At 41.1% G+C, this 25,329-nt stretch carries 24 protein-coding genes; 21 read left to right on the top strand and 3 right to left on the bottom strand.

The window, feature by feature from the left end; translation table 11 throughout:
* Positions 1–4: 4 nt before the first annotated feature.
* The 8 genes from H7U01_RS01180 (at position 5) to H7U01_RS01145 (ending at position 6,172) form a co-directional block, all read left to right on the top strand.
* Positions 5–880: a DNA polymerase III subunit delta' gene (locus H7U01_RS01180; RefSeq protein WP_070438791.1), complete on the top strand. Its 876-nt coding sequence runs from the start codon at positions 5–7 to the stop codon at positions 878–880.
* A complete protein-coding gene (ricT, locus tag H7U01_RS01175) occupies positions 877–1,683 on the top strand; it encodes a regulatory iron-sulfur-containing complex subunit RicT (protein ID WP_014633488.1) in 807 nt (268 codons plus the stop codon). Before H7U01_RS01180 ends, ricT begins: the two co-directional genes overlap by 4 nt.
* Positions 1,670–1,990, top strand: coding sequence for a DNA replication initiation control protein YabA (yabA, locus tag H7U01_RS01170; protein ID WP_002887582.1), 321 nt, complete (start codon positions 1,670–1,672; stop codon positions 1,988–1,990). The genes ricT and yabA overlap by 14 nt, the downstream gene beginning before the upstream one ends.
* Positions 1,991–1,992: 2 nt before the next feature.
* The gene (gene rsmI / locus H7U01_RS01165; RefSeq protein ID WP_014633487.1) at positions 1,993–2,859 is read left to right on the top strand and encodes a 16S rRNA (cytidine(1402)-2'-O)-methyltransferase; all 867 of its coding nucleotides are present in this window, start codon (positions 1,993–1,995) and stop codon (positions 2,857–2,859) included.
* A 137-nt stretch (positions 2,860–2,996) separates the two neighbouring features.
* Positions 2,997–4,232, top strand: coding sequence for an ammonium transporter (locus H7U01_RS01160; RefSeq protein WP_064524812.1), 1,236 nt, complete (start codon positions 2,997–2,999; stop codon positions 4,230–4,232).
* Positions 4,233–4,242: 10 nt separating this feature from the next.
* Complete coding sequence (locus H7U01_RS01155) at positions 4,243–4,584, top strand: P-II family nitrogen regulator (protein WP_048790594.1); 342 nt, start codon at positions 4,243–4,245, stop codon at positions 4,582–4,584.
* A gap of 92 nt (positions 4,585–4,676) precedes the next feature.
* Positions 4,677–5,333 carry a glucosaminidase domain-containing protein gene (locus tag H7U01_RS01150; RefSeq protein WP_002886075.1) on the top strand — a complete coding sequence of 219 codons (657 nt, stop codon included), beginning with the start codon at positions 4,677–4,679 and terminating at the stop codon, positions 5,331–5,333.
* Between the two features lie 17 nt (positions 5,334–5,350).
* Positions 5,351–6,172, top strand: a complete 822-nt coding sequence (locus H7U01_RS01145; protein ID WP_201040949.1) for a Cof-type HAD-IIB family hydrolase — start codon at positions 5,351–5,353, stop codon at positions 6,170–6,172.
* A gap of 18 nt (positions 6,173–6,190) precedes the next feature.
* Here H7U01_RS01145 and H7U01_RS01140 read toward each other — a convergent pair whose 3' ends face one another.
* Complete coding sequence (locus H7U01_RS01140; protein ID WP_073685595.1) at positions 6,191–6,697, bottom strand: YgjV family protein; 507 nt, start codon at positions 6,695–6,697, stop codon at positions 6,191–6,193.
* Positions 6,698–6,922: 225 nt separating this feature from the next.
* On the opposite strand from H7U01_RS01140, the gene H7U01_RS01135 reads away from it, so the two are divergent.
* From H7U01_RS01135 to H7U01_RS01100, 8 genes are all read left to right on the top strand, one after another.
* Positions 6,923–7,999 carry an SH3 domain-containing protein gene (locus tag H7U01_RS01135; RefSeq protein WP_048676183.1) on the top strand — a complete coding sequence of 359 codons (1,077 nt, stop codon included), beginning with the start codon at positions 6,923–6,925 and terminating at the stop codon, positions 7,997–7,999.
* Between the two features lie 136 nt (positions 8,000–8,135).
* Positions 8,136–9,767, top strand: a complete 1,632-nt coding sequence (locus H7U01_RS01130) for a Na/Pi cotransporter family protein (protein WP_002890237.1) — start codon at positions 8,136–8,138, stop codon at positions 9,765–9,767.
* Positions 9,768–9,851: 84 nt separating this feature from the next.
* On the top strand, positions 9,852–11,000 hold the full coding sequence (nagA, locus tag H7U01_RS01125; RefSeq protein WP_201040947.1) for an N-acetylglucosamine-6-phosphate deacetylase: 1,149 nt from the start codon (positions 9,852–9,854) through the stop codon (positions 10,998–11,000).
* A 105-nt stretch (positions 11,001–11,105) separates the two neighbouring features.
* Positions 11,106–12,350, top strand: a complete 1,245-nt coding sequence (locus H7U01_RS01120) for a hypothetical protein (protein WP_201040945.1) — start codon at positions 11,106–11,108, stop codon at positions 12,348–12,350.
* 457 nt (positions 12,351–12,807) lie between these two features.
* Entirely contained in the window at positions 12,808–13,725 is a 918-nt protein-coding gene (gene glyQ, locus H7U01_RS01115; protein WP_002886077.1) for a glycine--tRNA ligase subunit alpha, read from the top strand.
* A 281-nt stretch (positions 13,726–14,006) separates the two neighbouring features.
* Positions 14,007–16,043: a glycine--tRNA ligase subunit beta gene (gene glyS / locus H7U01_RS01110; protein ID WP_201040943.1), complete on the top strand. Its 2,037-nt coding sequence runs from the start codon at positions 14,007–14,009 to the stop codon at positions 16,041–16,043.
* A 33-nt stretch (positions 16,044–16,076) separates the two neighbouring features.
* The gene (locus H7U01_RS01105; RefSeq protein WP_002886085.1) at positions 16,077–16,334 is read left to right on the top strand and encodes a DUF896 family protein; all 258 of its coding nucleotides are present in this window, start codon (positions 16,077–16,079) and stop codon (positions 16,332–16,334) included.
* Positions 16,335–16,501: 167 nt separating this feature from the next.
* Positions 16,502–17,893 carry an amino acid permease gene (locus tag H7U01_RS01100; RefSeq protein WP_201040941.1) on the top strand — a complete coding sequence of 464 codons (1,392 nt, stop codon included), beginning with the start codon at positions 16,502–16,504 and terminating at the stop codon, positions 17,891–17,893.
* A 71-nt stretch (positions 17,894–17,964) separates the two neighbouring features.
* Here the strand turns inward: H7U01_RS01100 and H7U01_RS01095 are convergent, their stop codons facing one another.
* Complete coding sequence (locus H7U01_RS01095) at positions 17,965–18,600, bottom strand: nucleotidyltransferase (RefSeq protein WP_175061669.1); 636 nt, start codon at positions 18,598–18,600, stop codon at positions 17,965–17,967.
* A 305-nt stretch (positions 18,601–18,905) separates the two neighbouring features.
* On the opposite strand from H7U01_RS01095, the gene H7U01_RS01090 reads away from it, so the two are divergent.
* Entirely contained in the window at positions 18,906–20,807 is a 1,902-nt protein-coding gene (locus H7U01_RS01090; protein WP_201040939.1) for a beta-glucoside-specific PTS transporter subunit IIABC, read from the top strand.
* A 35-nt stretch (positions 20,808–20,842) separates the two neighbouring features.
* Here the strand turns inward: H7U01_RS01090 and H7U01_RS01085 are convergent, their stop codons facing one another.
* On the bottom strand, positions 20,843–21,601 hold the full coding sequence (locus H7U01_RS01085; RefSeq protein WP_060972504.1) for a peptidylprolyl isomerase: 759 nt from the start codon (positions 21,599–21,601) through the stop codon (positions 20,843–20,845).
* A gap of 287 nt (positions 21,602–21,888) precedes the next feature.
* On the opposite strand from H7U01_RS01085, the gene H7U01_RS01080 reads away from it, so the two are divergent.
* From H7U01_RS01080 to H7U01_RS01065, 4 genes are all read left to right on the top strand, one after another.
* Positions 21,889–23,256, top strand: a complete 1,368-nt coding sequence (locus H7U01_RS01080) for a hypothetical protein (RefSeq protein ID WP_060972503.1) — start codon at positions 21,889–21,891, stop codon at positions 23,254–23,256.
* A 334-nt stretch (positions 23,257–23,590) separates the two neighbouring features.
* Positions 23,591–23,938 carry a hypothetical protein gene (locus tag H7U01_RS09955; RefSeq protein ID WP_231724196.1) on the top strand — a complete coding sequence of 116 codons (348 nt, stop codon included), beginning with the start codon at positions 23,591–23,593 and terminating at the stop codon, positions 23,936–23,938.
* Positions 23,939–24,505: 567 nt separating this feature from the next.
* Positions 24,506–24,742: a hypothetical protein gene (locus H7U01_RS01070; protein WP_060972502.1), complete on the top strand. Its 237-nt coding sequence runs from the start codon at positions 24,506–24,508 to the stop codon at positions 24,740–24,742.
* A 21-nt stretch (positions 24,743–24,763) separates the two neighbouring features.
* The gene (locus H7U01_RS01065; RefSeq protein ID WP_060972501.1) at positions 24,764–25,231 is read left to right on the top strand and encodes a helix-turn-helix transcriptional regulator; all 468 of its coding nucleotides are present in this window, start codon (positions 24,764–24,766) and stop codon (positions 25,229–25,231) included.
* The last annotated feature ends 98 nt before the right edge of the window (positions 25,232–25,329 follow it).

Raw genomic sequence — 25,329 nt, 5'->3', positions numbered from 1 at the left:
CAAGATGAAGTTAGCTGAAAGTCAAAGCAAACTATTTGAAGAGTTTTCACAAATTATCAGAGAAAATCGTTTGAGTCATGCTTATTTGTTTTCGGGTGATTTTGGAAGTCTCGACATGGCTATTTGGCTAGCACAGAGTCGTTTTTGTGTGACTCCTGAGAATAGTCTACCTTGTGGTCACTGTCGTCCTTGTCGTTTGATTGCTCAGGGGGACTTTTCTGATGTTAAATTAGTAGAGCCACAAGGACAGATTATTAAGACGGACACGATTCGTCAGTTGACTAGAGAGTTTAGTCAATCGAGTTTTGAAGGGCAGGCTCAGGTTTTTATCATTCGTGATGCAGATAAGATGCATGTCAATGCTGCCAATAGTCTATTAAAGTTTATTGAAGAACCTCAAAGTCAGATTTATATTTTTCTTTTGACAGCTGATGATAGTCGTATGTTACCGACGATTAAAAGCCGAGCTCAACTCTTTTATTTTCCTAAGAACAGAGTTTATCTGGAAGACTTGCTGCAGAAGGAAGGTTTGTTATTGACACAAGCTAAGGTCTTGGCAGATTTTGCTAAGGATGAAGCACAGGCTTTGGAGCTAGCTAAGGATAATAAGGTTCTTGATTTGGTCAATACAGTGGAGCGTTTTTCACAGTCTCTGCTGGCTAATCAGGACCTGCTTTATCTGGATGTTGCAAAACTGGCTGTCCAGTGTAGTGAAAAGTCAGAACAAGAGATGGTCTGGGCTTTTTTAACTTATCAATTGGGGAAGGATATACAAAATCCACAAGCAAGACGATGGCTAGACTTAGTATATGAGGCACGAAAAATGTGGCTAGCTAATGTCAGTTTTCAAAATGCGATGGAGTATATGGTGTTATCATGACTGAAGTCATTGGAATAAAATTTGAAGAAACTGGTACAATAGAATATGTTGTACCTGATAGAAATTATGCCAAAGATGACTTTGTAGTCGTTTTGGATAAAAAGGATAAGCGTCTGGCTCAGGTCGTTATGGAGAATACAAATTTTCCTGAAGTTAGTTTGCCTACTGATTTGAATCGAGTTGAAGGCCTAGCTGGAGAGAGGGATTTTGCCAGATATGATGAAAATCTTTTGAAGGCTGAAAAGAGTATGGGAGTAGTAGCTGATTTAATTGCTCAAAATCAGCTAGAAATGAAGGTCGTTGACATTGTCTTTCCGCTAAATTGCTCTTATGTACTAATCAGTTTTGTTGCTGAAAAACGGGTAGATTTTCGTCAGTTACTCAAAGATCTGGCTTCTTACTTTAAGACACGTATTGAGTTGCGCCAAATTTCAAGTCGTGAGGAATCAAAGATTTATGGTGGCTTAGGACCTTGTGGGCGGGCACTTTGTTGTTCTAGTTTTTTGGGTGAATTCCCACCAGTATCGATTAAGATGGCTAAAAACCAAAGTTTATCTTTGAATTCTGGTAAGATGAACGGAGTCTGCGGACGACTCATGTGTTGTCTCAGTTATGAAGATGACTTTTACCGAGATAGCAAGGCTAGTTATCCTGACTTGGGTGATGACATTGAAACCAAGGATGGTACAGGTCAGGTTGTTGCCATTGATGTAATTGCAGGGACCATTAAGGTTGTATTTGAAAAAGGGCGTGCGCCCCTAACTTATGGAGTGGAGGAAGTTCAGCTAAATGGAAAAGCGTGAATTGTATGATAAATTCGAGGAATTATCACAAAATTTGATGTCGATGTTGGCAGAAGTGGAAGCAATTAAGGCGAACTTCTCAGGGATTCTTGATGAAAATACGGCCCTCAAGTTGGAAAACGACAAGCTACGTGAGCACTTGAGTCAGGTGGTTCAAGAGGAGACGGGGACTAAAATGTCTCATGGTAAGGTGAACCTCGAGGCTATTTATGATGATGGATTCCATATTTGTCCAGATTTTTATGGCCAACGTCGTGATAATAATGAAGCTTGTGGCTTCTGTGCAGAATTGTTGTACGGAGACTAAACATGCAGGTTCAAAAGAGTTTTAAGGGACAATCTAGCTACGGTACCCTCTATCTGGTTCCCACACCTATTGGGAATTTGCAGGATATGACTTTTCGCAGTGTGCAAATCCTGAAAGAGGTGGATTTTATTTGTGCGGAGGACACGCGCAATACGGGTCTCTTGCTCAAGCATTTTGAGATTGAAACGAAGCAGTATTCTTTTCATGAGCACAATGCTTATGAGAAAATTCCAGATTTACTGGAGCGCTTGAAGTCAGGTCTTTCTTTGGCTCAGGTTTCTGATGCGGGGATGCCTTCTATTTCGGATCCTGGGCATGATTTGGTCAAAGCTGCCATTGCAGAGGATATTCCAGTGGTGGCCTTACCGGGAGCATCGGCTGGTATTACAGCCTTGATTGCCAGTGGTTTAGCACCTCAACCTCATATTTTTTATGGCTTCCTACCCCGTAAAAAAGGACAGCAGATTGATTTCTTTAAAGAAAAAGTATCTTATCCTGAGACACAGATTTTTTACGAGTCACCTTACCGTGTGGCGGATACTCTTGAAAATATGCATGAGGTCTATGGCAACCGTCAAGTAACTTTAGTTCGAGAATTGACCAAGCTTTATGAAGAGTACCAACGAGGATCTATTTCAGAAGTTTTAGATTATATTGCTAGTAATCCTCTCAAGGGTGAATGTTTACTGATTGTGGCTGGAGCTTCTGAAAATGATAAGGAAGAAAATCTAACATCAAATGTTACCCCGGTAGAGGCTATAGAAGCTTTAATTGCCTCTGGAATGAAACCTAATCAGGCTATAAAAACCGTTGCTAAAGAGCGAAAAATGAACAGACAAGAGCTTTATAACCTTTTTCATGGGGTTTAAGAGGCTCTTTTTTTTGTGGCAACATAAGATGTTAGAAAAGAAAGAATTATCAAAAAATTCCGCAAATAAACTTGTATGCCTCGTAATTTTGTGTTATATTATCTGACATAAAATAATTTACGCATTGGAGTGGTTTCATGGATACAGGTAGCAGTGCCTTTATATTGATTTGTTCAGCCATGGTTTGTTTGATGACACCGGCCTTGGCCTTCTTCTATGGTGGGCTTGGACGTCGTAAGAATGTTATCAATACCATGATGATGTCTGTTCTTCCCTTAGCTATAGCTTCCCTCTTGTGGATTGTTGCTGGCTACTCGCTTTCTTTTGGCGGTCATGGGAACTTCTTCGGTAATTTCAGTCACCTTTTTTTAAATGGCGTGTCTGAAACGGCTTCAAGTCGTGGTCTAACCATTCCTGATATGCTGTTTGCTGCTTTTCAGATGATGTTTTCGATTATCTGTGTGGCGATTTTGACGGGTTCAGTAGTAGGAAGGATGCGCTTTACGCCTTTAGCCATTTTTGTTGTCTTTTGGTTACTTCTTGTCTACTATCCATTTGCACATATGGTTTGGGACGAAGGGCTCCTTGCTAAATGGGGGACGATTGACTTCGCAGGTGGTGATGTGGTTCATATTACCTCTGGTGTATCGGCCTTGGTTCTGGCAATCGTTGTTGGTAAACGTCGTGATTTTGCCATTTTAGAACACCGTCCTCATAATGTTCCTTTTGTTCTATTGGGAGCGGGTCTCTTATGGTTTGGTTGGTTTGGCTTTAATGCAGGATCAGCCTTGGCTGCTAATGGCTTGGCAGTTCACGCGCTAGTGACCACCCATGTTTCAGCAGCTGCAGCCATGTTTTCATGGTTGGCAATTGAAAAACATGTCACAGGACATCCATCCTTGGTTGGTGGTTCAACCGGTTTGGTGGCAGGTCTGGTTGCAATCACACCTGGGGCTGGTTTTGTTTCAATTTGGAGTGCGATTCTAATTGGTCTTATGGTTAGTCCGATTTGTTTTTATGCTATTTCTGTCTTGAAGAAACGTTTTGCCTATGATGATGCTTTGGATGCTTTTGGTTGCCACGGCGTTGGAGGAATCTTTGGTGGTTTGGCTACTGCGATTTTTACGACACCAGATTTAGCTCTAGATAAGGCTAATATTGGTTTGATCTATGGAAAGGCGCATCTGTTTATAGTGACTATTTTAGCTATTATCTTTACAGCTATTTGGTCTGCTCTTGTGACCTATGGTATTATTAAAGTAATTGCTCATTATATGCCTTTGCGTGTTAGTGACCGTGATGAAGCTATTGGTCTTGATGACTGTGAACACAAGGAAACAGCCTATCCAACCTTTATGGGCTTAGATTCGTAGGAGAATACAGATGAAAAAAGTAGAAGCGATTATTCGTTCGGATAAATTGGAAGATTTGAAAAATGCCTTGACTGGTAGTGGCTTGGCAAAGGGAATGACTGTAAGTCAGGTCTTAGGTTACGGGAACCAACGAGGCTTTGCGGAGTTTGTTCGTGGACAACGTATTGTTCCCACCCTACTAGCTAAAGTTAAGGTTGAAATTGTGGTCAAAGATCTAGCTGTTGACGAGGTTGTTGATGCCATTCGGAACGCCGTGGCGACTGGAGATGTTGGTGACGGGAAAATCTTCATCATTCCCATTGATGATGTTATCCGTATCCGTACTGGTGAACGTGGTGGAGATGCAATATAGGATTAATAGAGACTTAAACCAGTTGGTTTGGGTCTTTTTTAGTGATTTTTGATATACTTAGGAGAGTTAGTATGATTTGAGGGGGTGACCGATTGGCGAAAGGAAAAAAGAAAAGTAAGTCTAAAGCTAGACCTAAGAAAACTAAAAAGAAACAGAAGTCTTTCTTGCTCTTTCCTAAATTTTTCCAAAAGTGGAGTCTGATTTTTATCGGCCTATTTGCCTTATTGGGACTCCTAGCTAGTTTAAATTTTCCAAGGTTGACTATGGAAAAGAACATGACATCTACGGATGAGACGACGGTTGCATTTATTGCCGAGATTGGTGAGACGTCGCGCTATTTGGCAGCTAGAAATGATCTTTATGCATCTGTTATGATAGCTCAGGCCATCTTGGAATCTGACTCTGGACAATCTACTTTGAGTCAGAAGCCGTCCTATAACTTCTTTGGGATTAAGGGGGACTACAATGGTCAAAGTGTGACCCTACCGACCTGGGAGGATGATGGTAAGGGCAATCCTTACTATATTGATGCGGCTTTTCGTTCTTATGGTTCTGTGGAAAATTCTTTACAGGACTATGTGGATTTCCTTGAGGGAAGCTACTATGTAGGGGTGCACCGTTCCAATACTAAGAATTATAAGGATGCGACAGCTGCCCTAACAGGGGTCTACGCTACGGACACAACCTACGGAGACAAATTAAACAGCATCATTGAACAATATCAGTTAACCATTTATGACACTTATTAGGGTCGAAGGAGAGTAAAATGAATCAGAATCAAGTGAAACTCATTGCAATAGATATGGACGGAACACTCTTAGATAGCCAAAAAGAGATTCCTGCAGAGAATATTAAAGCTATTCAAGAAGCAGCTGCGGCAGGTATCAAAATTGTCCTTTGTACAGGACGCCCACGTTCAGGCATTCTTCCGCATTTTGAGAAATTAGGACTGAGTGAAGAAGAGTACATTATCATGAATAATGGCTGTTCAACTTATGAGACAAAAAATTGGAAGTTGCTTCAATATGAAAGTTTATCTCGCTCCGAGATGGAAGAACTCTTGCAGGCTTGCGAAGACTTCCCAGAGGTGGCTCTAACCTTTACTGGTGAAAAAACTTACTATGTTGTGGGCGATGAGGTGCCTGAGCTAGTAGCATATGATGCTGGGACTGTTTTCACAGAAGCAAAAGCTAGGAGTTTGGAAGAAATCTTTGCGGAAGGGCAAGTGATTTTCCAAGCCATGTATATGGCTGATTCTGAACCTTTGGATGCCTTCCAAAATGCTGTGCAAGACAGACTTGATCAGAGCTATAGCACAGTTCGTAGCCAAGAATATATCTTTGAAATCATGCCACAGGGGGCAACTAAGGCCAGCGGACTTAAGCATTTAGCGGAAAAACTTGGAATTGCTCCAGATCAAATCATGGCTCTGGGTGATGCTGCTAATGACCTTGAAATGCTTCAATTCGTCGGTCAAAGTGTTGCCATGGGTAATGCTAGTGACGACATTAAAGAGTTGTGTAAGTATGTGACCTTGACAAATGACGAGGCAGGCGTAGCTCACGCTATTCGTACTTGGGCTTTATAAGAAAAAGACCTTTAGCTTCTATCTGCTAAAGGTTTTTCGATTTTGGATAATGGCAATGAGAGTGGTTAGTGTGATAGTGACATCAGTGATGGCAGCTGGGTAAGCCTGAATGGTCAAATCGTAAATTAGCCAAAGTAACATATTTTCAATAATGACCCAGCGAAGCCACTGAAGGTTTGGTGTGGCAGCAATAGCTAGGCTATAGGAAACTGAAGAGATGATAGGTAAATAACCAATAATCCCAAGTTGATTGAGATAGGTTCCGACGATGATTTGAATAATGATGAGGATGGTCAAGATAGTCTTGGTCATCTTCTTTTTGACCATCAGGCTATTACGTATGATGGAAATACTAATGGTTAAAGCACCGGTATATCCTCCGAGAAGCAGGTTGGCAATAGCAGTAAAAATATAGTCGGTAATTTGCCAGACGAGCATGTTATTTTTTGATTTTGCAAAAGAGGATATGGCGACACATAGGGCACCTATGGCTGAGAATACTTGTGCTAGAAGATAGAATGTCATGGTATAACTTTCAATTTTTTGTCTCTATTATATCACAAGGATTCAAGATATTTTCATCTCTATTTTAGGATTTACAAGGCTAATATGTTAGCGTTTACATTAGAAAATGATATAATAAAAGTGTAGAAGATATTCTTCCCTTAAAAGTAGAGAGAACCTGATGTTTCCTTATAATATAGGCCCTATCTTTACTTTTTATGAAAGACTAGAAATGAGGAAATGACTATGAAAAACAAATTTTCCCAAGCAATCGTGCTTTCAATGGTTACCCTTTCCTCAATGGCTTTGCTGACGGCCTGTTCCAGCCATAAGGAATCGAGTTCAGCAGATAAGACGCCTAAGAGTAGCCAGGTGACCTCATCAAGTAGAGTTAAATCATCCAATAAAGATAGTGGTAAGACCAGCAAGCCTAGTGCTAAAGTCAAGGAGTCTTCTGGTTCAAATACTGAATCTTCAAGTGCACCAAGTAGCAAAAAGTCTTCTGCACCAAGTTCAAGCAGTAGTCAGGCTCAGTCATCATCTTCAAATAGTTCATCAGTTCCCTCAAGCAGTCAGTCACAGGCTCCTAAATCTTCAAACGAGAATCAATCTTCAGCGAGTCAATCCCAAGCGCCAAAGAGCTCAAGTGATAGTCAAGCTTCAAGTAGTCAATCTAGCAGCCAAGCTCAAGCTAAAACGGATACGCAAGTGACCACTGTAGATATGGATGTGAGTGCGGTAGCGCGTGGTCAGTTTGATAGTATTGCCGGAACTTGGAAGTCTAGTGATGGCAGTCGTCTGGTCTTTAACAATACTAGCCTAGTAGGAGATATTACTGCCCAAGGTCAAGCGACAGTTCACAATTATGTGCACCCGAAAGATAATTATCAAGAGGGTTCAGGTAAGTATGATGCCACCCTCTCAAGAGATAGAGGAGACACTTCTGGTATTGTTGGAGATATTAGCTTTGTCTCTAAAAAGGCAGCTATTTCTGGTCCAAGCTACGAACAGGATACCATTCAAGTAACCAGTACTGGTGGAACAAAGGTCTACTTAAAAGAATCAGATAATATGACGCTACCTAAAGACGTGACAGTTACTGACAATCAACTTCCAATTGATGGTGGCATAGCAGAATCTGGCAGCTACAAGCTTACCAAACGTACGGCTGTCAAAAATACTCCTAGTGATAAGGCTCCAGTTGAATTTTACTTAGAAGCAGGTGATCAGATTAACTTTGATATGAAGGTTACTCAAGATGGTCATAGTTGGATTTCTTACATCAGCTATAGTGGTGTTCGCCGTTATGTTCAAGTGGATTAATTGAGATATCTAGAAAGGTCAGATTTTCTTCTGATCTTTCTATTATTTTGGGGAAAGGTCTTGTTAATTCCTTAATAAATAGATACAATAGAAAGGTCGGTTTTACCGAAAAATTTTAAATAATGAGGACAAAAATGTGTCAGTAAATTGGCAAGATATTGCGTTTTCTTTCCTCGGTGGTTTGGGGCTTTTCCTCTTTAGTATCAAGTACATGGGAGATGGTCTTCAACAAGCAGCCGGAGATAAGTTGCGTTTTTACATCGATAAGTATACTAGCAACCCGTTTTTAGGGGTTTTGATTGGTATTGTCATGACGGCCTTGATTCAGTCGAGTTCAGGGGTTACCGTTATTGTCGTCGGTCTGGTTTCGGCAGGGCTTTTAAGTCTTCGTCAGGCTATTGGTATTGTCATGGGGGCAAATATCGGTACAACCGTAACTTCCTTCATGATTGGTTTCAAGCTTGGTGACTATGCCCTTCCAGTGATTTTCCTGGGGGCTGCGCTTCTCTTCTTTACAAGCAATAAGAAGCTCAATAACCTAGGTCGTATCTTGTTTGGTGTAGGGGGAATTTTCTTTGCCCTTAACCTTATGGGAGATGCGGTAGAGCCTTTGAAGTCAGTTACAGCCTTTAAGGACTACTTGGCAACCTTGGGTGATCGCCCAGTCATGGGGGTTATCATCGGTGCTGGCTTGACCATGTTGATTCAATCGTCAGCAGCGACTATCGGTATTCTTCAGAGTCTCTACTCAGGTGGTTTGCTTGACCTGCAAGGTGCCCTTCCAATCCTCTTTGGGGATAATATCGGAACAACAATCACAGCGGTTCTAGCAGCTCTTGGTTCAAACATTGCTGCTAAACGTGTGGCAGGGGCTCACGTCCTGTTCAATGTTATTGGGACGGTCTTGTGTTTGATTCTCTTGGTACCATTCACAGCCTTGATTCAATGGTTTAAGTCTGTACTTGGATTGACACCTGAGATGACCATCGCCTTTGCTCACGGTACTTTTAACATCGCAAATACTATTGTTCAATTCCCATTCATCGGACTCTTGGCTTACCTTGTGACTAAGATTATTCCTGGTGAAGATGAGATTAACAAGTACGAAGCACTCTACTTAGACCGTTTGCTTATCACACAAGCACCAGCTATTGCCCTTGGTAATGCTAAGAAAGAATTGGTGCACTTGGCATCGTACGCCATCCAGTCTTTGGAAGCTTCCTATGCTTTCTTTGCTAAGGGAGATGAAAAATACTTCGATAAGGTTGAGAAGTATGAAACAGCAGTTAATAGTATTGACGAAGAGTTGACAACTTACTTGATTGACATCTCTAACGAATCTCTAAGCGTTTCTGAAAATGAAGTGTTGGCAAGTGTGCTTGACTCTGTTCGTGACTTGGAGCGTATTGGTGACCTTGCAGTTGCAAGTGCAAACCTTTCACAACACATTCATAATAAGGGAATTGAATTTTCTGATACTGCCAAGGCTGAGCTTGCGGATGTTTACAACCGTACTCACCGTATCGCCCTTGATAGTATTCGTGTTGTTGTAGATGACGATAAGGTACTTGCAGGTCAAGTCATCCTTCGCCATGAAGAGTTGGAAAAACTTGAAAAACAATTGCGTAAAATACATACCAAACGTCTTAACAATGGTGAGTGTACTGCGCAAGCAGGTATCAACTATGTTGATTACCTCTCACATTACACACGTATCGCAGACCATGCGATTAACCTTGTTGAAAAGGTTACAGAAGGTGTGATTTAATAGAGAAAGTCGAGAAAAATTCTCGGCTTTTTTGATATAATGAAAGCGTATTAAGAATATAGAAAAATGATGAGAGGTGGTCCTATGACCTATTATATTTCAGCCAAACGTTTTTATTTTGAACATAAAATCAAGGAAGGTGGCTACCTAGCGGTTGAGGATAGCCGTTTTGGTGACTGGACGGAAAATGTACCAGAAGGTGCAGAGGTGCTAGATTACAGTGATTATCAGATTTCTCCGGGTCTTGTAGATACTCACATTCATGGATTTGCGGGTTATGATGTCATGGATAATTCTGAGGAAAGTCTTCTAGGCATGAGTCAAGCCTTGCTTTCAGCAGGTGTAACCTCCTTCTTACCGACAGCTTTAACAGCGCCATTTGAAGAGTTGAAGGCAATTTGCCAAACAACAGCTAATACGGTTGGTAAGGAGACTGGTGCCAAAATTCAAGGGCTATTCTTTGAAGGACCTTATTTCACTGAAACCTACAAGGGAGCTCAAAATCCTAAGTATATGGGCAATCCAAGTGTGGAACAATTGAAGGAATGGCAGGAGGCGACTCAAGGAAAACTGATTAAATTGGCCCTTGCTCCTGAACGTGAGGGAGTGACTGAATTTATCCAAGAAGCGACCAAGCAAGGCGTGACAATCGCTCTAGGTCATTCCAATGCCACATATGAAGAAGCCATGGCAGCAGTGGAAGCTGGGGCGTCCGTTTGGGTTCACGTCTACAATGGGATGCGTGGTTTTACCCACCGTGAGCCAGGTATGGTTGGGGCAGCCTTCGATAGTCCAGAAACTATTGGTGAGCTGATTGCAGATGGTCATCACGTGGTCCCTGCAGCTTGTAAAGTTCTTATCAAGCAAAAGACACCTCAAGGAGTTGCCCTAATTACAGACTGTATGTCAGCGGGAGGCTGTCCGGACGGCGACTATATGTTAGGCGAACTTCCTGTTATTGTTGAAAATGGTACCGCCCGCCTCAAAGAAGGTGGTAATCTAGCTGGATCTATCTTACAACTTAAAGACGGTGTCAAACATGTGGTTGATTGGGGACTTGTGACAGTTGCTCAAGCCTTACAAATGGCAACTAGTGTTCCAGCTAAATCGGTTGGGCTTGAAAATACTTGCGGAAGCCTAAAAGCAGGTTTACCAGCTGATTTTATTGTATTAGATGACTCCTTGGAATTACAAGCAACCTTTGTTGATGGACGAAAAGGTTGGGAAAAATAAGAGTATGAGTAGCACTTTCTTATGAAGGTGCTGTTTTTTATTGATTTTTACAAAGGTGTTAGAGTAGTGTAAAATAAAAATACTTTGTATTTTACAGGAGGTAATATGTCAAAACGTATTTGGAGCATTGCCCTGGCCTATGTCGGTGTGATGATTGGTGCAGGGGTATCTTCAGGCCAGGACCTCTTACAGTATTTTGTTAGTTTTGGAGCCTGGGGACTGATAGGTGTCATAGTTCTAGGAATCTTGCATGTTGGCTTTGGGCGACTCATGATTGCTCTGGGAAGTTATTATCGCTCAGACGATCACTCAGTAGTCCTGGCAGAAATCAGTCATCCTGTTATCTACCGTATTTTAGATATCGCTTTGATTATCACTTGTTTCCTGTTTGGCTTTGTGATGACAGCGGGGGCAGGGGCTAACCTAAACCAACAGTTCGGCTTTCCGATTTGGGTAGGTGCCTTCCTGTGTACAGCTCTGACTATCTTTGTGAGTTTCCTAGATTTCAAAAAAATCATTGGTGTTATTGGAGTTTTTACCCCTATGATTTTGGTTATGATTGCCATGATATTCGTGATCAATGTTTTAGGACGTCATTGGGATTTTGCTGAGATGGATAAGGTATCGCAAACCATTCAATCTCCTTTTCCGAGTATTTGGCTGTCTGTGGTTAACTATTTTGCCGTTTGTGTCATGTCAGCTATCGCGATTGCCTTTGTCATGGGTGGCTCTATTCTCAAAATCAATGAAGCTGAAAAGAGCGGAGCCTGGGGAGGATTTATGGTCGGTGTGATTTTCTTTGTCACAACCTTGATCCTCTTTGCTAACAGTGATAAAATTGCTAGCTCGGATGTTCCTATGTTGGCTATTGCTAAGGAAGTGAATCCTATTTTTGCGACACTTTACGCCTTGGTGATATTTGGTTTGATTTTTAATACCGTCTTTAGTCTCTACTATGCCCTTGGGAAACGCTTTTCAGCAGGTAGTGAGAAACGCTTCAAGTTCTTTGTGGCTGCATTTGCCCTTGCTGGTTTTGCTATTTCCTACATGGGCTTCCGTCAACTGGTAGCGGTTATGTATCCTATTATCGGTTATCTGGGAATGCTGATGTTGGTCGTGCTGGTTGTTGCTAGCTACCGCAAAAAAGCTAAGATTCGTAAGGAAAAGGAAATTCGAAATCATCTCTTATCTATCGTTGAGAAAGCTTATGATCCCAATCAAGACTTGACCCATCGGGACAAGAAAAAGGCCCAAGAACTTCGAGAAGCCTCAATTCTTGATAATGATATTCTCCATGATGACTCCCATGCGCATGTTCGTCAGAAAATGGGAATCAGTAAGAAGGATTAGAATTTTATTTTACAAGTTTCCCTATTTCTGCTATAATACTGACAAGAAAGAAGGGCTTATGGCGTTTTTCTAGCGAGCTTGGGATAGTGAAAGCCAAGTAGAGCAAAGTAGGCAAGTGGCGCTTTCTCTCAGCAAATGGCTGAAGACAAACAGATAAAATGAAGTAATAAATTAGGGTGGAACCGCGTTTCTAACGCCCCTAGGTCGAACGACTTAGGAGCAGAGACACGGTTCTTTTTGTATCCTGAGTCACAAGAAACTTTATGAATAAGGAGTACAACATGTCTAAAAAATTGACTTTCCACTGCGTCAGTGGCAGAGACCTCCTTATAGTCGGACTGCCCCACGCTCAGCACTAGGGTGCCTGAGCTAAACGCAGTACTAACTCGTCTTGCCTCGTATAATCGACGAGGCAGACTCGTGTCGCAAGAAATCATTTTTAATCAAGGAGTATTCAATGTCTAAGAAATTAACATTTCAAGAAATAATTTTGACTTTGCAACAATACTGGAATGACCAGGGTTGTATGCTCATGCAGGCTTATGATAATGAAAAGGGTGCGGGAACTATGAGTCCTTACACCTTCCTTCGTGCCATTGGTCCTGAGCCATGGAATGCGGCTTATGTAGAGCCATCTCGTCGTCCAGCAGATGGTCGTTACGGAGAAAACCCAAACCGCCTTTACCAACACCACCAATTCCAAGTGGTTATGAAACCATCACCATCAAACATCCAAGAGCTCTACCTTGAGTCATTGGAAAAATTGGGCATCAATCCTTTGGAACACGATATTCGTTTCGTTGAAGATAACTGGGAAAACCCATCAACTGGTTCAGCTGGTCTTGGTTGGGAAGTTTGGCTTGACGGTATGGAAATCACTCAGTTCACCTACTTCCAACAAGTTGGTGGATTGGCAACTGGTCCGGTAACTTCTGAGGTCACTTACGGTTTGGAACGTTTGGCTTCTTACATCCAAGAAGTAGATTCTGTTTACGATATTGAGTGGGCTCCAGGCGTTAAATACGGAGAAATCTTCCTTCAACCCGAATACGAACACTCAAAATACAGCTTTGAAGTTTCTGACCAAGACATGCTTCTTGAAAACTTCGAAAAATTTGAAAAAGAAGCAGGACGTGCTTTGGAATTGGGTCTTGTTCACCCTGCCTATGACTACGTTTTGAAATGTTCACATACTTTTAACTTGCTAGATGCTCGTGGCGCTGTTTCTGTTACAGAACGTGCCGGTTACATTGCCCGCATCCGTAACTTGGCCCGTGTCGTAGCCAAAACCTTCGTTGCAGAACGTAAGAAACTTGGTTACCCACTTCTTGATGAAGCCACACGCGCAAAACTCCTAGCAGAAGAGGAAGAATAATAAGCGTTACAAGAATGGAAAATGGGCAAACAAAGTGAGCCCACATGGCTACCCAGAGGCAAGTCGAAGACTTGCTAAAGGGATAGGCGCCACCGTACTGGTATATGGGGATTTTTGAAACGTTAGGTTCAAAAATCAGTTAGCTAAATCCACTTTGATGAGACTGTTGGAAATCTATGTCAAGGAGACACCAGATTTCCATACAGCCTCACAAAGTTAGTTAGCAACGTCCCCAGTACCTAAGGCGCCTATCAAAAAAAGAATTTTGTAAAGGAAGAAACATGACAAAAAACTTATTAGTAGAACTTGGACTTGAAGAGTTGCCAGCCTACGTTGTCACACCAAGTGAAAAACAACTCGGGGAGAAAATGGCAGCCTTCTTGGATGATAACCGTCTCTCATACGAAAGCATTCAAACCTTCTCTACACCACGCCGTTTGGCAGTCCGTGTGATTGGTTTGGCTGATCAACAATCCGATTTGACCGAAGATTTTAAAGGCCCTTCTAAGAAAATCGCTTTGGATGCAGAAGGTAACTTCTCAAAAGCAGCACAAGGATTTGTCCGTGGGAAAGGCTTGACTGTTGACGATATCGAATTCCGTGAAGTCAAAGGTGAAGAGTACGTTTATGTTACTAAACACGAAGCTGGAAAACCTGCCAAAGAAGTCTTGGCTGGCGTTCCAGAAGTACTTGCTTCATTGACTTTCCCTGTCAGCATGCACTGGGCTAACAACACATTTGAATACATTCGCCCAGTTCACACCTTGACAGTTCTTTTGGGCGACGAAGCGCTTGACCTTGACTTCTTGGATATCAAGTCAGGTCGTGTGAGTCGTGGACATCGTTTCCTTGGACATGAAGTGGAAATTACCAATGCGGATTCTTATGAGGAAGACCTTCGTACTGTTTACGTGATTGCGGATAGCAAAGAACGTGAAAACATGATTCGTGAGCAAATCAAAGCTATCGAAGCAGAACAAGGTGTTCAAGTCCAAATCGAAGAAGGACTTTTGAACGAAGTCTTGAACTTGGTCGAATATCCAACTGCCTTTATGGGAAGTTTTGACACTAAATATTTGGACGTTCCAGAAGAAGTCTTGGTGACATCAATGGAAACGCACCAACGTTACTTTGTTGTACGTGACCTTGACGGTAAGCTTAAACCAAACTTCATCTCAGTCCGTAATGGTAACGCTGAGCACTTGGAAAATGTTATCCGAGGAAATGAAAAAGTATTGGTGGCCCGTCTTGAAGATGGTGAATTCTTCTGGCGTGAAGACCAAAAACTCAAGATTGAAGACCTGGTTGCTAAATTGGCCAACGTGACTTTCCATGAAAAAATCGGTTCTCTCTCACAACACATGGCCCGTGCTGGTGTTATTGCCGCATCATTGGCTGAGCAAGCTGGTTTGACTGCTGAAGAAAGGGCAGCCGTAGCGCGTGCAGCTGAAATCTATAAATTTGACCTCTTGACTGGTATGGTCGGAGAGTTCGATGAATTGCAAGGAATCATGGGTGAAAAATACGCCCTCCTTGCTGGTGAGGATGCTGCGGTTGCGACAGCTATCCGTGAGCATTACCTTCCTGATTCAGCAGACGGAGCTCTTCCAGAGACTAAGGTTGGTGCTATCCTTGCGCTTGCAGATAAATTGGATACCCTCCTTTCCTTCTTCTCAGTTGGCTTGATTCCATCAGGTTCAAATGACCCTTATGCGCTTCGTCGTGCAACACAAGGGATTGTTCGTATCTTGGATGCTTTTGGTTGGCACATCCCTATGGATGAGTTGATCGACAGCCTTTACGCCCTTTCATTTGATAGTCTTTCTTATGACAATCAAGCAGAAGTCATCAACTTCATCAAAGCGCGTGTGGATAAGATGATGGGACGCACATCTAAAGATATCAAGGAAGCCGTTCTTGCTGGTTCAAACTTTGTCGTGGCAGATATGCTTGAAGCTGCTGACGCCCTTTCAGAAGCTGCTAAGGCTGAGGGTTACAAGGCGGCTGTTGAGTCACTCTCACGTGCCTTCAACTTGGCAGAAAAAGCAGATGCTTCAGTAGCAGTCGATGCTAGTCTCTTTGAAAATGATCAAGAAAAGGCTCTTGCTAAGGCGATTGAAGAATTAGAATTGACTGGTTCAGCTAGTGACAAATTGGCTCAGCTCTTTGCTCTTAGCCCAGTCATCGATGCCTTCTTTGACAATACCATGGTTATGGCAGAAGATGAGGCTGTTAAAAACAACCGTTTGGCCCTTCTTTCGGGTCTTGTGGCTAAAGCCAAAGCTGTTGCAGCCTTTAATCAATTGAATACAAAATAAGTACCTGTTGACAGGTAGAAAGTAGGTCTTATTATGACACCTGAAAAAATTGCTCGTATCAATGAGCTTGCCAAAAAGAAAAAAACAGAAGGCTTGACACCAGAAGAAGAGGTAGAACAAGCAAAACTTCGTGAAGAATACATTGAGGGTTATCGTCGCTCAGTTCGTCACCACATCGAAGGAATTAAAGTGGTTGACGAAGAAGGTAACGATGTGACACCTGAAAAACTACGTCAAGTCCAACGTGAAAAAGGCTTGCATGGTCGTAGCCTTGATGATCCTGAATCATAATAACTAGTAACAAGGGTTTGGAAGTTTTCCAAGCCCTTGTTTTGAAGTATAAAATTCTGAATATTCTGTATAATATTGACCAATTATTTCAAAAATGGTACAATATAAGTTATGTTAAAAATTGCAGGACTCAATGAGTCTTGCTTAATAGAATTGGAGTGAAAAAAATGTCGCAAAAGCAACATCATAAAGACGACGACAACCAGACTGAGAATGGGATGGTGCGTGGTCTTCAAAACCGTCACGTCCAGCTGATTGCCATCGCTGGTACAATCGGTACAGGTCTCTTCCTTGGGGCAGGGCGTTCCCTTTCCCTAACAGGCCCTTCAATCATACTTGTTTATATGCTGACAGGTGTCTTCATGTACCTCATGATGCGAGCTATCGGTGAGATGCTCTACATGGACCCGGACCAACATACCTTTATTAATTTTATTACGAAATACCTTGGTAAAGGCTGGGGATTCTTCTCAGGTTGGTCTTACTGGGTATCACTGGTATTTCTTGGTATGGCAGAAATTACGGCTGTATCGAACTATGTGCAGTTTTGGTTTCCAAGTTGGCCTGCCTGGCAGATTCAGATTGTCTTCTTGATTATCCTGAGTTCGGTTAACTTGATTGCGGTTAAGATTTTCGGGGAAGTTGAGTTTTGGTTTGGGATGATCAAGATTGTCACCATTCTTGCCTTGATAGCTACAGGGATATTTATGGTAGCAACTAACTTTGAAACGCCAGCTGGATATGCTAGTCTTAACAATATCACACAAGGTTTCCAGATGTTCCCTAAAGGTTGGGTGAGCTTTGTCATGACCTTCCAAATGGTCTTCTTTGCCTACCAAGCCATCGAATTTGTAGGGATTACAACATCTGAGACAGCAAATCCACGTAAGGTTTTACCAAAGGCAATCAAGGAGATTCCGATTCGTATTGTCATTTTCTATGTGGGTGCCCTCATTGCCATCATGGCTATCTTCCCATGGCAAAAACTTCCAGTTAATGAATCACCCTTCGTAACGGTCTTCCAAATGGCTGGTATCAAGTGGGCAGCGGCTTTCATTAACTTTGTCGTTTTGACAGCAGCAGCCTCTTCTTTGAATTCAACACTTTATTCAACTGGCCGTCACCTTTTCCAAATCGCTAGGGAAACACCAAACAGTAAGGTTATGAAAGCTTTGAAACTTGATACCTTGGCCCGTAATGGTATTCCTTCACGTGCTATCATTGTTTCAGCCATTGTAGTTTGTGTTTCAGCCTTCATCAACGTCTTACCTGGTGTATCTGACGCCTTCGCTTTGATTACCGCATCTTCATCAGGTGTCTACATTGCCATCTATATTTTGACCATGCTTGCTCATCTCAAGTACCGTAAGTCTCAAGAGTTTATGGCAGATGGCTTCCTTATGCCAGCCTATAAGATTCTTAATCCATTGACTATCCTTTTCTTCATCTTCGTCTTTGTTTGTCTCTTCTTGCAAAAGTCAACAGTTGTCGGAGCTATTGGGGCAGCCATCTGGATTGTCGTATTTAGTATCTATAGTAACTGGAAACACAGTAAATAAATCAATTTAGCTCACCTTTATGGTGGGTTTTTTAGTTGCCAAAAAAGGACACAAGGTGTCCCAATTATTATCTATGCAATACTTTCTTGGCTTCCATGGTGAAAGAAACCACTTAAGAGTCCCTTACTACGATGGAAAATAGCAGGCTTGTGATCGTTGTGCGAACGACCATTAACATCAAGTTTAGCCCATTCAAGAGCCTGGTGGGCATTTCGGTCTGAGACTGTAGATGTCCCAATATAGCTGTAGATGCCTGCCTGAGCGAGAATAAAACCTTGCAGTTGGCGAATATGTTCATCATTGAGTGCTTCGGAAAAATGAATCTTTACTGTCTTATAAGTTAAAGATTGGACAGACTCAACGATAGGTGAATCTGCTAAGAGGTGCAAAAGTTCTTGATGCTTAGTAAAGGACTTATCATAGTCCATTGGAAGAATGATAGTATGGGTAATCCAATCTTCCAAGTTGGCTTTAGCCTTTTTACTAAGACCTCTCGCTGTGATACTGAGGTTATCTATATTGAAAGGAAGTTGGTCGATGTGAGCAGTATTTGAACCATATACCTTTCTGAAAAGCGGTGTACTTGATAGAATATGTCCAGTAGGAGAAATAATAGCTAAGGCAGTTTCCTTGGTTTGGTAACCAAGCTCGTGGCATTCCATGCTAGCGTATGTATCTTTAAATTCAATAATTGCACTTGTTTTCATCGTGTAACTCTCTTTCTGTTAGTTTATAAACTAACAATAGTTTATCATGACTTATTATCTTGGTCAAGATTTTACCTCAAAAAACAAAAAATATTTTTGTAAGGGCTTGCAAAAATATTTGAACTCTGATATTATATAACCATAGCAAAAGGATTGTTACTGGTCAGCAGGCAAAACCTAGATAAATACGAAAAACTAATGGGAGTAGTGTATACTCATCCTAATTGGTTCTTGGTATTTATTTAGGTTTTTTTCGTTGAAAAAGCCTCGAAAGAACTAAAATCCTAGAAAAGAAAGGAGCCCTTATGGCTAAATATACTGAATTAGCTGAAGACATTCTCAAACACGTCGGTGGTAAAGAAAATGTCAATAGCTTGAAACACTGTGTGACACGCTTACGCTTTGATTTGAAAGATGAGTCTAAAGCAGATGATGACTACCTTAAGAACCGTGACGGTGTTGTTACTGTTGTTAAGGCAGGTGGTCAATATCAGGTCGTTATCGGTAACCATGTCCCTGATGTTTATGCGGAGGTTCTCCAAGTTGGCGGTCTTCCAGCAGGTGGTAGTCTTGATATTGATGAAGGTGATGCGCCTAAAGGGAATCTTTTTGACCGCTTTGTATCTTTGGTTTCAAGTATTTTCCAACCTTTTCTTGGACCTTTGGCTGCGGCGGGGATTATCAAAGGGATAGTTTCTATCATGGCAGCTTGTGGCTTGTCAGCTGCAACGAGTCCTATGTATGTCATCTTTAATGCAGCAGGAGATGGTTTCTTCCAGTTCTTGCCAATCTTGATTGCATTAACATCTGCCCGTCGTTTCAAGGTTAATGAGTTTACAGCTATTGCGATTGCAGGAGCGCTTGTTTACCCTGATATTGCTACGCTGGTGACTGCTCTTCAAAAGGCTGGTCAAGGTCATGCTCTAGGAGTTATTCCATTTGCACTTCCTGCAGGAGGTTACCTCTCAACAGTAATGCCTTCTATCTTGGCAATTTGGGTGGCTTCATACATTCAAAAATTCTTTACTAAGATTACTCCAGATGTCATTAAAGTCTTCGTAGTGCCTTTCTTTACATTACTCATTACTGTCCCATTAACATTCTTGGTGGTAGGACCAGTTGCCAATACTTTCTCTAATGGATTGACAAGCCTTTTCCAAGCAATCATGAACTTTAATCCGATTGTCTTTGGTTTTATACTTGGTATTTTGTGGCAAGTCTTGGTTATGTTCGGAATGCACTGGGCACTTGTTCCTCTTGCAATCTTAGATGTGGCAACAAACGGAAGTTCAAGTATTCTTTCAGCAGCACTTTTCCCATGTTTCACGCAAACAGGTGTATTGGGAGCTATCATGCTTAAGACAAAAGAAGAAAAAGTACGTACCATCTCTATGCCAGCATTTGTTTCATCTATTTTTGGGGTTACAGAACCGGCTATCTATGGTGTGACACTGCCAATGAAAACACCATTCTACATATCATGTGGTGTTTCAGGATTGATGGGAGCTGCCACGATGGCCCTAGATATTAAGACGTATTCAACGGGTGCTCTGGGTGTCTTTGTCTTCCCAAGCCTTATTGGGCCTGACGGTAATCTTTCTAAAGTTATCTTTGCCATTATCATTGCCATTGTGGGTGGTGTTCTTGCCTTCCTCATCCAACTCTTTGTACGAGTACCAAACCTATACGGTGGTGGAGTAGCTAAGGTTGAAGAAAAAGCTGAGGAAGCTGCACCTGCTCCTAAAGAAATTCAACAAGAAATCATTGCTAGCCCACTCATCGGGAATGTCGTACCACTTGACCAAGTACCTGACCAAGTCTTTGCTTCAGGAGCTATGGGTAAAGGAATCGCTATTGACCCTACTGATGGGGTAGTGGTCGCACCAGCTAAGGCAACCGTTAATTTAGTCTTCCCTACTGGTCATGCGATTGGTTTGACGACTGAAAATGGTGCAGAGCTTCTCATCCATATTGGTATGGACACTGTTTCTCTTGCTGGTAAAGGCTTCAAGACCTATGTGGAAGCAGGTGAAGTTGTAGAAGCAGGTCAAAAACTTATAGAATTTGACCTAGCAACTATCCGAGATGCTAAATTACCAGTTATCACGCCAGTCATTGTGACCAATACAGCTGACTTTGATGATGTCTTAACGACTAAAGAAGCTCGTGTTAACACTGGTGACTATCTCCTCACTGCTGTTAAATAAAAAGAAATCCGAGAATCAACTTCTCGGATTTTTGTTTATTTGAATTTGTAGTCTTTAACGACTTCAACGGAATTAACCGTTACATTCTCTTTTGGTTTACTGTTGTCATCGACTTCAAGGTTAGCAATGGTATCAACAACATCCATACCTTTGATGACTTGTCCAAAGACAGTATATTTGGTATCACCAGCTGGGTAACCACCTTTTTTGTAGGCGTCAATGATAGGTTTTGGATAGCCAGCATTTCCTAATTGCTTGCTTTGATCGTCCTTGTTTTGAACAATGTAGAATTGGCTGCCGTTTGAATTTTTAGCACCAGTATTGGCCATAGCAAGTGCGCCACGGATGTTGTAGAGGAATGGTGTAGGCTCAACAGCGAAACCTTTCTTCCAGATAGATTCTCCGCCAGTACCGTCACCCTTAGGATCACCACTTTGAATCATGAAATCCTTGATGACACGGTGGAAGGTGAGTCCATCATAGTATTTGTCCTTGGCATGTTTCAAGAAGTTTTCAGAAGCCTTTGGAGCAAGTGTAGGGAAGAGTTTGACTGTGATATCACCCTTTGAAGTATGGAGAATAACTTCAGCTTCGTCCTTACTGACCTTGTCTGACAACTGTGGAAAGGCATCTTTTCCAGATTTTTGGGCTTTTTCTAATTGTTTAGTGAATATCTTATTATCAACATAAGCATCTCCACGAACGGCGCGTGCGATGTTCTCACGAAAGGCAAAACCTAGGCCTGCGATAACAAGTACAATAATTAATGGAATGTACTTTTTAATGTTTTTCATATATAACTCCTTTGGTGCATTATACCTACTATTGTAGCAGAAAAAAACCTTTTGGGAAACGGTTAACAGAGGTCTTTAAATATGGTAGAATGGAACTATCAACAAGAAAATGAACATGGGACTAGATATAGGGAAAGGTTGCCTCAGGCTAAAAAGTGAGGGCTGACTTTTGGAAGGACGCATGCTACTTGCTCTTATCAGAGACAGGTGTCTGAATCCTAACTATAGAAAACTTCGCTAAGCCGAAGGAACCTCTTGTTTGGATTTCTTGAAAAAAGGAGATTTTTATGTCAACTAAAGCAGAATGGGCTGAACTCTTTGAGTCGGTACACGGGCGTAAGCCTAGCCCCCAAGAATTTTTGGATGCTAAAGCAGCTGACTTTGATACAAGTGCTTTGGCTGCTCAAGCAGCATCTGTAGAAGCACCAGCTAATGAACCTGTCGCTGAAGAAGTAGCTCCAGAACCAGTTGCTACTGAAGAAGTCACAGAACAAGATGACATCGCAGATGTAGCTGAAACAGCTGAGGATGCCGTCGCAGAACAAGCAAGCAGTGAATCACCATTTGGTGCAGAAGCTTTCTCAGAAGCACCTGTGCAACAACCAACACCACAATTTGATTCAAGCATGTTTGAAAAGGCACCTATCTCATCAGCTCAAGGATTTGGAACAGTTCCTAATCCAGCAGCAGCTGGCTCAGCAGATAAACCTCTTTTCAATCTTATCTTGCCAATCGTTGCGATTGCACTTTCAGTAATCTTTGCAGTCTTGGCATGGTTTGTAGGTCCTGCTTGGCTCTTCATCATCTTGACAGTCCTCGCAGTTGCGGTGGCAGTTGTTTCACTTGTCTTTAGCCTTAAATCAAGCAAGAAATTGCTTTCAATCATCGCAACAGGTGTTGCTGGTCTCATGCTCTTTGTGTCTATTGGTGGTTTGATTTTCCAAATCTCTCAAAATGCTAGCAACAACACAAGCTCAAGCAAGACATCAAAAGTTGCTGATAAAGACGATGATGCTGACAAAAAAGATGATGACAGCGATTCAAAATCTGACTCTAAATCTGATTCAAAAGGTGATAGCACTGACGTCAACGATTACATTGACAAAAATGCTAAATTTGATTGGAATGAATCTAAGTTCCAGAAATTGAAAGTCGGTAAAGATACCGTTAAGTCTATCATCAAGACTTATGGTAAGGCTTCTGATGCACAAATCTCTGGCGATGAGATGAAGTTGAACTACTCTGGTAAAGACTATGGTGAAAGTGTTTACCTAACCTTTACGAAACAATATGATGGTACATTTATCTTGTCATATGCTTCAGGTAGATTCCCTCAAGATAAGGTAGAAGTTGATAAGTCTTATAAAGCTGACTGGACAAAAGAACAGTTTGATGCTCTCAATAAGGGGGATTACACTGATCCATCAAACGGTACAAAACTTGAAGATGTCGTTAAGGATCACCCTAAAGCTTCAAGTGCAGAATACACGATTTCAACATCTCGTCAAGGTGAATTCAAAAAAGAAATGACTATTTCTTATAGTGATTATAAGGCTGAAGATGGCAAACTCAAGAGTGTTTACTTGTCATTTGATACCAAAGAAGGTGAAGATACATTCTACCTTACTTATAAATCAGGTCCAGATGAGGATTAATTAAGGGACAGGAGGGGAAACCTTCCTGTTTTTTCTTGATAAAAGGAGAAAGCTATTGAAATTCTTAAATTATACATTCGAGCAAAGTCAGTCTCTTGTCACTAAGGAGACCGTAGAAAAGCTCAATCAAAAAGGAAGCTGGAAACGATTTATTGGCTTGTTAATCACTTCAATTGTTATTTATTTCTTCTCTATTGCTATGCCCATGTTTATAAAAGGATTGACGCTTGATCAAAATCCAAGATTTTCTTGGATTCAGTGGCCCATGATTATCTTGTATGTGGTCATGTATCTGGTCTATCTGCTCTTTTCAATAAAGCACAGAAGAAGCCCGATGAAACTAAAATTTTGCACCTACTTTTACACGGTAGTCTTACTCGCTATCTTTACAGTAAGTGCCGGAATAATGATGATGACACGACGAAATATTGTCAGTATACTATCGGGAGCTATGTTTCTTCTTTCCATTTATTACTTGATTCGAACGGTTCCCCGTAAACTGAAAGAAGCCGTTCAAAATCAGACAGAGTTTAGCCCTATGGTAGCTCTTGTGACTGAAAAGATTTCGGATGGTTTGGTCTTTTTAAGTGGTACAGGGATTACAGCTGGACTGGTGCTTTTTGACCGCTCTACTGGAAGTGACGTTAGAGGGAGCATTGATGCGGTATTGATGCGGTATTGATGCCTATCATGCCTGCCATATTTGTCTTTGCGACTTATGTCTTTTCCATTGATTTGCTACGAGGCTATTACCTCTTCAAATACTCCGAGCAATATAGAGAGCAGTTTGGCTACTCAGTTAAGGATTGGTATGGAGAGAAGTCGAAGGAGTATAGGAGGATGCAGGGTTAGGGTACTTCGAGAAGCCCAACAAGCTTTGACGCTATTTATAAGATTGATGGAAACGTAGCAAAGGATACTCAAAGTTAATGAAAGTGTAACTACAAAAGTATATACTTCAAAATATGATGGTCGCAGTCCAACGTTTTGGTCTCGAAGACAAACAGAAGTTTATGTAAATATAGACTTTAAAATAGTACGGCTTAATTATTATAAAATTTTACTGTCTTTAGATTCTAATGTACTGCCATTTCGCACTTTTAAGAGGTAATATTCTCCTCGTTGCATAATGAAATGGGGCGTTGCACCCTAGTTTTTAAGGGAGTTGCGCATATTTTACTATTCGTTGCGTGCTTTTACTCATGGGTCTTGATAAATTTAAAGTAACAAATTTAAGGAGGTATTCTTAATGTTACAATTTATTAAGAAAAACAAAACTAATTTTATATGGGTACTTACTTTTGGCTTAATGGGGCTGATACTGAAACCTTTAGTTAATTTATCGGTCAGTTTATCAAACAAATATCCATGGGTTACGAGAATTTTATTGTTTCTATTACTTATTGCCGTTTACTTTATTCATAAAAATCCTCTCTTTATTATAGTAATGACGATTTTTCTAGCAGAGCCTTTTATAAAAGAATAAAAATAAGACAGGGGTATTAAAATGGACATTGCTACGTTGATTAAAGAATATAGAACTAAAACGGGTATGACTCAGCAAGAACTTGCAGATAAAGTATTTGTTACTCGTCAGACCATTTCTAAATGGGAATTAGGAAAAAGTGAACCTGATAATGTTTCACTGGATTTATTATTTAAAGAGATGAATATTGAAAAAGAATCTCAAAAAGGCATTAAAGCTAATTTAATTAGCAGAAAAAATATTTTACTTACAATAATTGCCGTTTTATTCTCTCCATCGATACTTATTATTAGACTATTGGTAGTTAAAATAGGCAAGATAGAAAATAAAAGATTAGTCATTTTGATTAATACCTTTCTCTTTGTAATAATTGGCATTTATATGAAGAGTTTAAAGGATAATGTATACTTTGGTTTCTTGGGAATTATTGCAATATCTTATAGCCTTTATAGTTTTTATAAGCTTAGTTTGGAAATCAAAAAGGATTAGATACTTAACTATACAAGTATAAAAACTAGTCATACTAATATCTGAACTGCCCCCAAAAGTGTGACAGAGAAAATCAAACTTTAGGGTGCAGTTTTTTT

Origin of the sequence: Streptococcus sp. 21.1 (assembly GCF_016648635.1) — a bacterium.
Lineage (GTDB): Bacteria > Bacillota > Bacilli > Lactobacillales > Streptococcaceae > Streptococcus.
Note: the sequence above shows the minus strand (reverse complement) of the source record. Positions and strands in the feature narration are given on the sequence as shown.